Source organism: Epilithonimonas sp. 33E (genome assembly GCF_059372615.1).
The window spans coordinates 2,631,859-2,644,100 of the sequence record NZ_CM182009.1; the positions used below are offsets into that span (position 1 = coordinate 2,631,859).

Below are 12,242 nucleotides of genomic sequence, written 5' to 3' on the forward strand. Positions count from 1 at the left end.
ACTTGCAATCAAAATAATTTTGTACTCAGAAAAAAACGAGTATGAAACTTCGAAAAAATACAAGCAATTTTTATTTTATTACTTTTTTTCAACTGCTACTTTTTAGTGGGTTTTGTTCTTATGTAAAAGCACAGATTTCTGATTCTGTACGTGTACATCTAGATTCCTGTCTGCATATTTTAAAAGACAATTCACTGTATAGCAAACGTGTGAACTGGAAATCAATTCAGAAAAAAGTATTTGAGAAAGCTAAAACTGCAAAAAACAAATCGGAAGCTTTTGAAGCAATGAAAATCGCCTTCGATGCGTTGGGAGATATACACGCCGCCTATTATCATCTTGACCAATCCTACGTTCTTGAAAATAAAAATCTCATCAGCAGATATACAGATTCTATAAAAGCTGGGTGGAAAAGCGGACCTCGCATCGAAGGAAAAATGCTTGGTCAAATAGCTTATCTGCGTGTTCCTTACATCGGCGTTACCAAGCAGGAACAAATCAACAGTTATGGGAATTGGCTGTATAATGAAGTTGCGAAGCTCAAGAATCTCAACCCAAAAGGATGGATAATTGACCTCCGACTAAATGGCGGCGGTAATATCAGACCGATGCTGGCTGGGCTGGCACCATTTTTCAAAGATGGAATCATAAGCTATTACATCAATAACAAAGGTCAATCCGAGGATGAATCTTCTTTCCGAGACGGAGACTTTTTGATGGATGGTAAAGTACAGGTTCATATTAATAATAAAATTCCAAATTTTCCCGATGCCCAAGTTGCAGTTCTAACTGGTTCCGGCACAGGAAGCTCCGGAGAAATAACCGCAGCGGTTTTCAGCAAAAGAAATAATACTATTCTAATTGGCGATGATACAGCAGGACTTGCCAATGCGACCAATGGTTTTGTCTTTAATCATAATAAGACTTACTTCCGCATATCGACAGCATACATTGCCGATTCTAAAAAGAAAAAATTTCCGGAAATCATCAAGCCCGATGTCTATATCAGAGGTAATGAAAGCTTTAATAACATCAATTATGATAAGGCAGTAAAAAAAGCAATAGAATATTTGAAACAAAAATAACAACCAAAATTTATAAAAAATGAAACAAATAAAAATGATACTCTTATTATTCGCAGCACTTCTGATATCTTGTACAGAAGGCGATACACTTACAGAAACAGACACTGGAAATAATGTAACGGAAAAACCATACACTATACAAGGAACCGTGAAAGACGGTGCAGGAAATGCCATAAAAAGTGCAAGAATCAGGGTAGAAAATCCAAACGGAAACAATATACATTACACCACAACTACAGATGAGACTGGCAAATACAGCGTAACCGTGAGTGCCATCGGCGGATATAAAATGTATGCGTGGAAAGAAGTAACAACGGAAAATGGCACTTATCAGCTGAGAATGGGTATGGAAAAAGATGAGGATTATGATGCTTTCAGCGTTCCTGCAAGTGGTATCGTTAAGAATTTTGTGTGGAAACTAAATGGAAGAATCCCTGATAGAACCGTCAGCGCACAAAATGGAACAGGATATTTTGGAGGAAGTGTCAAGTTCATCAATTACAATTCTTTTGCTGATGAGATGCCTTCTGGAACTGAGGTTACTATAACTTTAACTCCTGCATCTGGTGCAAAATATCTCGATGGAACGTCAGCAGAAGGAAAAATTGTACAAAAGAAATTCATCATTGCTTCTGGCGTGGGACAGGTTTATTACATCAATGATATTCCTGCAACGAAATATAAAATTACCGCTTCCAGTATGAAAAATGGGATAAGCCAATCTGTGCATCTGGGAATTGGAAATCCGGATACTTTTACTCCAAATGCTGAATATTATTTCCGTCCGGATGGTGGCTCTGGCAATTATGAAAACGGACTGCTATCTCCAAACGAATATTATTTCTACATAATGAACAAGTAATCATTTTCATCATACTATTTTAATTCTGAGCAGACAGCTATCTATCTGTCTGCTTTTTAAAACTCAAAATTCATCATCAATTAACCTGGAGAAAACTTGTAGGCTGGTAAAGCCTGTGCTGTTTTTTCGATTTCTAAAAAATTAAAAAATAAAATCTTATGCTTAAAAAACTACTATTTGTCTTCCTTTTACTGACGCTTCATATTTCTAAGGCACAAAATGTTAATATTCCTGATGCCAATTTCAAATCTTATTTAATATACAATACTGAAATCAATACCAATGGCGACTTTGAAATTCAGGTGTCCGAAGCGGCTGCTTTTACTGGTGTTATCAATTGTGCTAATATGGACATCAAAGATTTGACAGGAATAGAAGCTTTCATAAATCTAACCGTTCTCTGGTGTAATACCAATAAGATTCAGTCGCTGGATGTTAGCAAAAACAAAGAATTAGCAATATTGAATTGCTCTCAGAACTGGATTGCTAATCTGGACGTCAGTAAAAATACAAAGTTAACCGAATTAGATTGCAGTACCAATCTGCTGACTTCTTTAGATGTTACAAGAAACACAAATTTGGGCAATTTGAAATGCTATCTCAATCATCTTACTAATCTCGACATTAGCAAGAATACAAATCTTACAATGCTGTATTGTTATGAAAATCTATTGAATACAATTGATGTCAGCAAAAATCTGATGTTGATGACTTTTGACTGTTCTTCTAATAAACTTACTAACCTTGACATTACAAAAAATCTGAATCTCGATTTTGTAAAGTGTGCAGGAAACAAACTAACGAATCTGGATGTTACCAAGAATCTAAATCTCAATGTATTGCAATGCGAACTCAATCTCATCAGCAGTCTGGATGTGAGTCAAAATACAGGATTAGTCTATTTACAATGCGGTTCGAACAAACTGACAACTCTTGATATGTCAAAAAATACGAATCTCTTTGCGCTGGACTGTTATGAAAATCAGTTGACCAATTTGGATTTAAGTCAAAACCTGAATCTTGGATGGCTGATGTGCTATGATAATCAATTGACTTCTCTGGATTTAAGAAAGAATACTGGTTTATCACTTTTATCTTGTCATAAAAATAATCTGCAGTCTTTGGATTTAAGCAATAACATTTTACTGTCCAGCCTGAATTGCTCTTTCAACCAACTGCAATCTCTCAATGTTAAAAATGGAAATAATGCCAATTTTTATGAATATGATTCCACTAAAAACACTTCGCTTACTTGTATCCAGGTAGATGACGCCGTCTATTCGGAAGCCAATTGGATAAAAAGAGACGGAATTGCCAGTTACAATACCAATTGCGGTTTTGTTCTATCTGCTAACGACATTGCAAGAAATCCCATCAAAATGTTTCCAAACCCAGTAAAAGAAATTCTCCATTTTTCCGAAGATGTGACAGATATTAAAATAACTGATATGTCAGGGAGAACAATAAAGCAGATTTCTAATTATTCAAAAAACATAATCACAGAAAGTCTTTCGAAGGGAATTTACATTGTCTCTTTCAAAAACAAATCGGGAAATATGATTACTCAAAAACTGATAAAGAATTAAAATTCCAAAAAAAAATAAAAACCTGACAGACTTCTGAAATTAAAAATGAAAAAAACAGCTTTCCTAATAATTATTAGTTCAATTTTAAACTATCTCAATGCCCAGATAGTTAATATTCCGGATGTTAATTTTAAATCCTATCTTGTTGGAAATCCTGACATCAATACGAATAATGATAATGAAATCCAGCTTGTCGAAGCATTTTCTTTTACAGGAACAATTGACTGTAGCGATTTGAACATCTTTGACCTGACTGGAATAGAGACCTTTGTAAACATAACGAAACTATGGTGTTACAAAAACAATTTGACCACTTTAGACCTCAGCCAAAATATTAATTTAGAAGATTTGCGATGTGATTATAATAATTTGAAAAGTTTCAATACAAGCCATACTGTGAAACTGAAAACTTTGTTATGTGCAGCTAATAAAATTGCTGTATTAGATTTGAGCAAAAACCTTGAGTTACGATATTTAGCCTGTTACGAAAACAATTTGGTTAATTTGAATTTACATCTGAATAAGAATCTTGAACGCTTGGATTGCGGATTAAATCAATTGATTAATTTGGATATAAGCGGAAATCTAGCCTTGAAAGAATTATCCTGTGGCTGGAATCAGCTAAAACAACTGAACCTTAAAAATGGTAAGAACTCGATTTTGCAGGTAATGTTGGCAAGAGGTAACAGCAATCTTAGCTGTATCCAAGTAGATAATGTGGAAGAGAGTAACAGTAAAATCAATTGGGCAAAAGACGTAACTGCCAGTTATAGTACGGATTGTAATTTTATGGACGTAAAAGATTCCTATAAAAAAGAAATTGTGCTTTACCCAAATCCTGTAAAAGATATTCTAAATCTTTCCGAAGAAGTTTCTGATATAATGATAAAAGATATGTCCGGTAAAAGAATTTTGGAATTTACCACTTCAAAAACTATCAATCTCAAAAGCCTTTCCAAAGGAAACTATCTCATAGAATTTAAAAATAAATTGGGAATAACAATCATCAAGAAATTGATAAAACATTGATTTTGGTAATTATCGACCAAAATATAATTTATTTATAAAATAAAAAAGCGTTGAAAATCAACGCTTTTTTGCAGAAAGGAAGGGATTCGAACCCTCGATACAGTTACCCGTATACTACCTTTCCAGGGTAGCTCCTTCAACCACTCGGACACCTTTCTAATTGAGGATGCAAATATAATGAAATATCTGATTACTCCAAGGATTATTGAAATTCTTCTGTAATTTCTCCACAAATATTTTTATTAAATAATTCTGAGAAACTTTTATTGTATTTTGGATTCTTCAAAATGTGCATACATTTGGTAATCGCTGACTCTGCTGTCATATCTTTTCCGCTAATCGCACCAATTTTTGTGAAAATATTACTGTTGCTATATTTCCCAAAACTGATGCCTCCGGAAATGCATTGACTAATAACCACAATCTCAATTCCACGATTTCTTAATTCTTGCAAAACTAATTGTGTTTTATCACTATTGAAAATAGTTCCTGAACCAAAAACTTGCAAAACAATAGCTTCCGGCGTTTTTAATTCTAATAAAGATTCGAAGTTCATTCCAGGAAAGATTCTGTAGAACAGAACATTTTCATTGAGATAAGTATCCAATTCGAATTCGCCTTTCGGTTTCCAAAGCAAATCCTTTTCAATATTAAGATGAACACCGGATTGTCCAAGAATAGGGTAATTGGGACTTTGATAAGCATCAAAAAATTCTGCAGAATATTTCAGACTTCGGTTTCCCCGGAGAAGTTTGTATTCGAAATAGACAGCCACTTCTTTTATAACCGCTTCATCATTTTCATAGAGACTTGCATAATATAGACTTGTCAGAAGATTTTCCTTAGCATCGGTTCGTAAATCTCCGATTGGCAATTGAGAACCTGTTAAAATCACTGGTTTGCCCAAATTTTTCAGCATAAAGCTCAATGCAGAAGCCGTGTACGACATTGTATCTGTCCCATGAAGAATCAGAAACCCATCAAATGTGTCGTAATTCTTATGAATCCATTCCGCAATCATCCGCCACTCTTTCGGTCCCATATCAGAAGAATCTACAGGATTTTCGAATGGATGAACCGAGACTTCACATTCCAAAAGATTCATTTCCGGGATTCTTTTGAAAATGGTAGAAAAATCAAACGGAACGAGACTGCCTGTGGTGTAATCCTTTTCCATCCCGATTGTTCCGCCGGTATAGATCAATAGAACTTTTCTTTTCATATAATAATTTGATTCGAAGGTCAAAACTGCAGCCTACTTTCTCAGGATAAACTCACACCAATTAAGCAGCCATAAAAACCTCAGCAAAAGTAAAATTTTAATATGAATCGGAAAAATAAAAAATGCCCGTTTAAAAACGAGCATTAATTTTATATTTAAGTTAAATTATTTAACCAAAAGGATACTGGCAATCTGATTAGCCAACTCGGTTCCGATTCTGTCCTGGGCTTCTTCTGTTGCTGCGCCGGTGTGAGGCGTTAAGGATATTTTTGGGTGTGTCAGGATTTTCTCGGAAGGTGTCGGTTCATTCTCGAAAACATCAAGACCTGCAAACGCCAATTTTCCGGAGTCTAAAGCTTCAATCAAAGCTTCCTCATCAATTACGCCGCCTCTTGCACAGTTTACAATCGCGGCACCGGTTTTCATTTTATCCAGTTCTGCTTTACCGATAATTGGCCCATTCTGAGCAGGAACGTGAAGTGTGATGAAATCAGAATGCTGGATCAACTGCTCCAACGGCTCTGTTTCAATCTCCACATTAATATATTGCTGATTGTAGAAATCTACGCGTACACTTGCCTTTCCTATTCTGGTATCAGAAGCGATCACTTTCATTCCCAATCCAAGAGCGATTCTTGCAACTTCCTGCCCGATTCTTCCGATTCCGACAATTCCAATAGTTTTACCTCTCAGCTCAACACCTTTTTCGTAAGCTTTTTTCAGTTTTGCAAACTCAGTATTTCCTTTCACAGGCATCTGTCTGTTCGAATCCTGAAGAAATCTGCTTCCTGAGAAAAGATGAGCAAATACCAATTCCGCTACAGATTCCGAAGAAGCTGCAGGTGTATTAATCACATGCTTTCCTTTTTCTCTCGCATAGGCCACTTCGATATTGTCCATTCCAACGCCTCCTCTACCGATGATTTCCAGACTTGAACAGTTATCTATCATTTCCTTCGTCACCTTTGTTGCACTTCTTACAAGCAAAACCGTGATTTGATTTTCATTGATATAAGTAATTAGATTTTCCTGAGGCACTTTATCCGTAATTACCTCGAATCCGTTTTCTTTAAGCGCATCTATTCCGGACTGTGTCAATCCGTCATTTGCAAGTACTTTCATAGTATTATAATTGATAGTTGATAAATGATTATTGATGATGAATTGATTCCGAATTACTAAATCATTCATCATTCAATCGTTTATCATTGATATTGTTAGTCACGGAAAACTTCTATGGTCACTTGTTTTTCAACCATATCCGTGAATTTCCCTTTGTATCTTGTTGCTTTTACAAGGTGGTTGTCTATCCAGTGGTAGTTCCCGCCTCTTGGTTTGCCCATCAGCACACTGTGATATTTGAATCCGTGTTTGTCCAGCCATTCTTCTGTAATCTGTCTGAGATCCTCGGTTCTGGAAGTGAAGAAGCAAATCTGATGACCCTCATCATACCATTTGTTGATTGTTTCCAGCGCATCCGGAAAAGGTTCGCAGGTAATCATTCTTTCCGGTTCTTCATTCGGGACATCATCCGTAATCGTTCCATCAATATCGATCAGGTAGTTTTTAATATCACCTTTCAGCATCGGGCTCAGATGTTCTATGTATTCTAATTCCATCAGGTTCAAAATTAAGTTTGCAAAATTAAATATTTCTATGCCAATTCACAAATCATTATCAAAAGCTTAACAAAAGGTTCATTTTATAGAAAATTTTTAAGAATAATTTACTTTTATTTTTACTAAAATAAGTTCTGAACCAAAAAATTTTAAGTTTGAGGGATAATTATCGGGTATAATTCATCCGAAAAAGATATCATTAGTTTTTATATATTTGATTTCAAAGAAAAACTATGGAGAAAAAACTCAAACTTTGGGACGCCGTGATGATCGTAATGGGCTCGATGATAGGAAGCGGAATTTTTATTGTAAGCGCAGACATCATGCGGAATCTTGGTTCTGGTTATTGGCTGATTGTCGTTTGGCTAATCACTGCAGTTATGACTGTGGCAGCAGCAATAAGTTACGGCGAACTATCGGCAATATTTCCAAAAGCCGGTGGACAATATACTTACATCACCGAGATTTTTGGGAAGCCAATGGGATTTCTCTACGGTTGGGGAATGTTCACTGTTATCCAAACCGGAACAATTGCTGCAGTTGCAGTTGCATTTGGGAAATTTACGGCCTACCTTGTTCCGGCACTTAATGACGCTGCTCCCATTTTTCAAAATGGTGACTTTAAGATAACCTGGATTCAGATTCTGGCGATTGTTGTGATTCTGTTTCTGACTTTTGTCAATACTCGCGGTGTAGAAAGCGGAAAACTTCTCCAAAATATTTTTACCTCATCCAAAATTATTGCGCTTCTCGGTTTGATCATTCTTGGTTTTGTTCTCATTTCTCAATCCAATTGGAACTCTAATATGAGCTTTGGCTGGGACGCTTTCCAAAATCTGAAACAAACCGAATGGAAAAGTATTTCCGGAGCAACTATTCTTGGCGGAATTGCCGCTGCGATGGTTGGTTCGGTTTTCAGTTCTGTGGCTTGGGAAAATGTGACTTTCATTTCCGGAGAAATCGAAAATCCGAAAAAGAACGTGGTGAAAGCAATGATTTTGGGAACTTCTGCCGTGATGATTCTTTATCTTTTAGTGAATTTTGTTTACTTAAATGCACTCGACAGAGATTCTATCGCATTTGCTGCTAATGACCGAGTTGCCGTTGCTGCTGCTGAAAAAATGTTTGGAAATGCTGGAACAATAATCATTGCAATTCTTGTGATGATTTCGACTTTTGGTTGTGTGAACGGAATAGTTCTAGCCGGAGCAAGAGTTTTCCAGACAATGGCAAAAGACGGATTATTTCTAAAATCTGCAGTTGAAAATAATAAAAACGGAGTTCCTGCGAAATCACTTTGGATGCAGGGAATTTGGGCAAGTTTGCTTTGTCTTAGCGGACAATACGGTGATTTGCTGGATATGATTTCGTTTGTGATTGTTTTGTTTTATATGATTACGGTTTTTGGTGTCATCTATCTGAGAATCAAAAAACCTGAGATGGAAAGAGGTTACAAAACTTTTCTTTATCCTTTTACGCCTATTCTTTATCTTTTGATTGGAACTGGATTTTGTATTCTGCTATTCATTTATAAACCGCAATATACTTGGCCAGGATTGGGATTGATTTTGCTTGGATTGCCTGTTTATTTTTTTATTAATAAGAAAAAATATTCACACTAATTCAAAATTTAATTTTACATTTGATTTAATGATAAATTAAATTCTAAATTAATATTAATAATAATAATAATAATTGTTTAATCCATTATTTAAAGATGAGTGAAAATATATTAAGTATAGAAGACAAAAAGAAAATTGCCGAAGCATTAGAGAAAAAGAAAAATGGATTAACGTGCCCGATGTGTCAAAACAAAAATTTTATAATGGCTGACGGATATTTTAATAATATTATGCAAACTCAATTTAATTCAATGTCAATTGGAGGCCCTGCTATACCAACAATTGCAATTGTTTGTAGTAATTGTGGATTTGTTAGTCAACACGCTTTAGGAGTTTTAGGATTATTACCAGCTACTGAAATAAAAACAGATGAATCAACAAGATAATTTTACTCAACAGGGTTTATCAGTAGATATTAATGATGAATTGTCAAAAAATTTGACAATTCATAAAAATGTTAATCAAGAAATAATTATTACAACACAAGATAAAATTAAATTAATTTTAATGGAAACAAAAGAACACTTAATTTCCCAACGAGATTGGTGGACACCTTTTGGATTATTATTATCTTTTATAACAACATTATTAACTGCAGAATTTAAAGAAGCATTTGGAATAAGTAAAGAATTTTGGAAAGCAATTTTTGTAATTTTTACAATTTTTTCATTATTTTGGTTCTTAAAATCAATGTATAAATTAATTAAAAATTGGGGAAATGATGATTTAGATAAAATTATAATAAAAATGAAAGTTAAAGAGAATGAAAATAAAAAACAGTAAGTCTTTATCTTTTTTAATTTTATAAAATTAACTCCCCAACAAAAACTCCTTATAATTCCCCAAAAACTTAACCTCTGCACCAATCGCTCTTAACTCATCGATCGAATTGACATAAAGAACATTGTTCCAATCGCCAACAACGGTTACAAAAAAGAAATAATTCCCCAATTTGGTTTTCAAAGTTCGGGATTCGATTTTGCTAAGGTTCATATTTCGCCACGCAAAAACCGACAAAACCTGATGAAGTCCACCAGCGTGGTCTTGAGGTAACGTAATCAGAAGCGCTGTTTTTTTTCCGATACTTTGCATTTCATTTTCATATGAATTCTCGGTTTTAGAAATAACAATGAATCTCGTATGATTTTCCTCGACATCGTGGATATTTTCGTGGATGACTTTTAAGCCGTACAGATTTGCTGCAAATTTGTTTGCAACCGCTGCAATTTTTCTGTCAGGATTTTCGGAAACACGTTTTGCTGCTGCTGCAGTTGATGCAAAATCCTGCTTTGGAACGTCGGGGTATTTGTCATTCAGGAAATGAAAACTCTGCGCAAGCGCCTGAGGATGAGAATAGATTTTCTCAATTGCAGTATCATTTTCTTGACCTGGATGAATCATCAGATGATGTGCAATCGGCATTACCGCTTCGGCTTCAATTTTGATTTCCGGCGTCTGATAAAGATAATCCAACGTCATAGAAACCGTTCCTTCTATTGAGTTTTCCAACGGCACAACCGCTTTATCCACTTCATTATTTTGAACTGCCAGAAAACAATCCAAAATATTGGCTTTTGGAATCAATTCGTCGTTTGGGAATAATTGAGTCGCGGTCAACTGCGTAAAAGAGGCTTCGGGTCCTAGGAATGCTATTTTCATTCTGCGAAATTAAAGAATTTTTGAACCACAAAGGCACAAAAGTAAATATTGAAATTATTTTATAATCGAGTGCAAAAAACGAAACGTTAAGAATTACAAGCTTTTTGAACTTTTGAAAACATAGAGAAGAAAATCTTTTGTGCTTTTTGACTAAGTCGAATCTGCGATTTGTGGTTAATTACTTTTTAGAAAAATCAAAGTTAAAATTAGCACTTACGATAAAACCATTGTTGTATTGGAATACATTTTTACCTTCCACTTCCCTTCCCAATTGAACAATTTGATTCAGATAACCACCTTCTACTCTTACCAAATCATTGAATTTATAGCCTAACAAAACTCCGATTCTGTTTTGGTCAAAAATATTCTCGCCAACATTTTTTCCGAAGCCAATCATTACCTCATCGTAAACTGCTATATATGGTGTTTTCGCTGCAATTGAAGTTCCTTTCAAAGGCATTTGCAAACGAATCATATACCGCGCTCGGTTCATAAATGGATATTGGTCTTCGGAAGTCAGATTAGTATTAGAATATCGCCCAACCCAACGCTGTTCCAGCATAAAACGATGCGACAAATCGATTTTTCCAATCTTGTCGGTCACCGTTGCCATCTCATAAATCCTGTGTTCCGTGAAATCTTTCCCCATTCCATTCAAAGGGATTTCACCGTAAGGAAAAGTCTCTGCCCAAGCGTAACCAAGTCGTAATTGCAGATTCGGATTTGCCTGATAATTGATTCCCAGACGCAAAAGACTCTGTTGCCAAGTCGTGATATAATCATTTCTTCGCCACTGGTATTCGGTGTGGATGGAGAATTTCGAATCTAATTTAAATGTTCCGTTATAAACATACCAGCCAATGTTGTTGTGATTACTGATTCGGTTTTGCGCGGAAAAAGAATTTGAAATTGAAACTAAGAATAATGCGCTAAAGAATAATTTTGCTTTAGTGAAAATCATATTGAATTATTATCGATTTCTACAAAACTAATGATTCAGAAAGGCAAAAGCAAATTGGGCAAACTGTATTTTGTTTTAACGCAAAGGCAAAAAATCATTCAAAATGAAAATTACGTTGTAAGGCACAAAGATTTCAACTTCATTAAAATTTAATTAGTTTCTATGCTAATGGCAGGAACTTTATAATTATTGAATTTCTTATCTGGTTGCAGAATTCTGGCTTTTTTCAGAAGATCTTCCGCAATTAGAATTGATTGGTTATGAACTTCGATATCATTTAGAAAAAATCTGGATTCTGATGTAAGATTTAATCTTTTCTTGGCTTCGGAAACTGTTACTTTTTCGATATTCATAGGCTTTTTCATGATGATGTTAATCAAACCATTCTTCACAAGGTCGTCATATTGTTCGATTTGCGAAGACGGCGATTTGTAAACCTGAACACTTTGAATTTCTTCCGGATTGAAACTATGAAGCAAAACATTAGAAACAATTACGTTATCAACAATATAAATTGGGCTCACTTCAGATTTCTGAGCAAAAGAAAATTGAAAACAAAAGAAAACGGTGAAAATAAGAATCAGTTTCTTCATAAAA

The 12,242-nt window shown here is 35.0% G+C and carries 13 protein-coding genes and 1 tRNA gene; 7 read left to right on the forward strand and 7 right to left on the reverse strand.

Features of this window, described 5'->3' with window-relative positions; all coding sequences use genetic code 11:
* The first annotated feature begins 41 nt into the window (after window positions 1-41).
* The 4 genes from AC5P2S_RS12060 (at window position 42) to AC5P2S_RS12075 (ending at window position 4,562) form a co-directional block, all read left to right on the forward strand.
* Complete coding sequence (locus AC5P2S_RS12060) at window positions 42-1,085, forward strand: S41 family peptidase (protein WP_494555022.1); 1,044 nt, start codon at window positions 42-44, stop codon at window positions 1,083-1,085.
* A gap of 19 nt (window positions 1,086-1,104) precedes the next feature.
* Window positions 1,105-1,947, forward strand: a complete 843-nt coding sequence (locus tag AC5P2S_RS12065; protein WP_494555023.1) for a carboxypeptidase-like regulatory domain-containing protein — start codon at window positions 1,105-1,107, stop codon at window positions 1,945-1,947.
* 158 nt (window positions 1,948-2,105) lie between these two features.
* Window positions 2,106-3,533, forward strand: coding sequence for a T9SS type A sorting domain-containing protein (locus tag AC5P2S_RS12070; RefSeq protein WP_494555024.1), 1,428 nt, complete (start codon window positions 2,106-2,108; stop codon window positions 3,531-3,533).
* Between the two features lie 45 nt (window positions 3,534-3,578).
* A complete protein-coding gene (locus tag AC5P2S_RS12075; RefSeq protein ID WP_494555025.1) occupies window positions 3,579-4,562 on the forward strand; it encodes a T9SS type A sorting domain-containing protein in 984 nt (327 codons plus the stop codon).
* Between the two features lie 71 nt (window positions 4,563-4,633).
* Here AC5P2S_RS12075 and AC5P2S_RS12080 read toward each other — a convergent pair.
* The 4 genes from AC5P2S_RS12080 to AC5P2S_RS12095 form a co-directional block, all read right to left on the reverse strand.
* Window positions 4,634-4,720 (reverse strand) — tRNA-Ser (locus tag AC5P2S_RS12080).
* 44 nt (window positions 4,721-4,764) lie between these two features.
* A complete protein-coding gene (locus tag AC5P2S_RS12085) occupies window positions 4,765-5,784 on the reverse strand; it encodes an asparaginase (RefSeq protein WP_494555026.1) in 1,020 nt (339 codons plus the stop codon).
* Window positions 5,785-5,949: 165 nt separating this feature from the next.
* A complete protein-coding gene (locus AC5P2S_RS12090; protein WP_494557030.1) occupies window positions 5,950-6,906 on the reverse strand; it encodes a D-2-hydroxyacid dehydrogenase in 957 nt (318 codons plus the stop codon).
* A gap of 95 nt (window positions 6,907-7,001) precedes the next feature.
* Window positions 7,002-7,403: an LNS2 domain-containing protein gene (locus AC5P2S_RS12095; protein WP_283416817.1), complete on the reverse strand. Its 402-nt coding sequence runs from the start codon at window positions 7,401-7,403 to the stop codon at window positions 7,002-7,004.
* A gap of 233 nt (window positions 7,404-7,636) precedes the next feature.
* Here AC5P2S_RS12095 and AC5P2S_RS12100 point away from each other — a divergent pair, with 233 nt between their 5' ends.
* The 3 genes from AC5P2S_RS12100 (at window position 7,637) to AC5P2S_RS12110 (ending at window position 9,808) form a co-directional block, all read left to right on the forward strand.
* On the forward strand, window positions 7,637-9,025 hold the full coding sequence (locus tag AC5P2S_RS12100; RefSeq protein ID WP_494555027.1) for an APC family permease: 1,389 nt from the start codon (window positions 7,637-7,639) through the stop codon (window positions 9,023-9,025).
* A 95-nt stretch (window positions 9,026-9,120) separates the two neighbouring features.
* Window positions 9,121-9,411, forward strand: a complete 291-nt coding sequence (locus tag AC5P2S_RS12105) for a hypothetical protein (protein WP_494555028.1) — start codon at window positions 9,121-9,123, stop codon at window positions 9,409-9,411.
* The gene (locus AC5P2S_RS12110; protein WP_494555029.1) at window positions 9,395-9,808 is read left to right on the forward strand and encodes a hypothetical protein; all 414 of its coding nucleotides are present in this window, start codon (window positions 9,395-9,397) and stop codon (window positions 9,806-9,808) included. Before AC5P2S_RS12105 ends, AC5P2S_RS12110 begins: the two co-directional genes overlap by 17 nt.
* A 27-nt stretch (window positions 9,809-9,835) precedes the next feature.
* On the opposite strand, the gene pheA is transcribed toward AC5P2S_RS12110, so the two are convergent.
* The 3 genes from pheA to AC5P2S_RS12125 form a co-directional block, all read right to left on the reverse strand.
* The gene (gene pheA / locus AC5P2S_RS12115) at window positions 9,836-10,684 is read right to left on the reverse strand and encodes a prephenate dehydratase (RefSeq protein ID WP_494555030.1); all 849 of its coding nucleotides are present in this window, start codon (window positions 10,682-10,684) and stop codon (window positions 9,836-9,838) included.
* A gap of 178 nt (window positions 10,685-10,862) precedes the next feature.
* Window positions 10,863-11,645 (reverse strand): DUF2490 domain-containing protein, encoded by a 783-nt coding sequence (locus AC5P2S_RS12120; protein WP_494555031.1) that lies wholly within the window; start codon window positions 11,643-11,645, stop codon window positions 10,863-10,865.
* A gap of 149 nt (window positions 11,646-11,794) precedes the next feature.
* Window positions 11,795-12,238 (reverse strand): hypothetical protein, encoded by a 444-nt coding sequence (locus tag AC5P2S_RS12125; protein ID WP_494555032.1) that lies wholly within the window; start codon window positions 12,236-12,238, stop codon window positions 11,795-11,797.
* Window positions 12,239-12,242 lie beyond the last annotated feature (4 nt).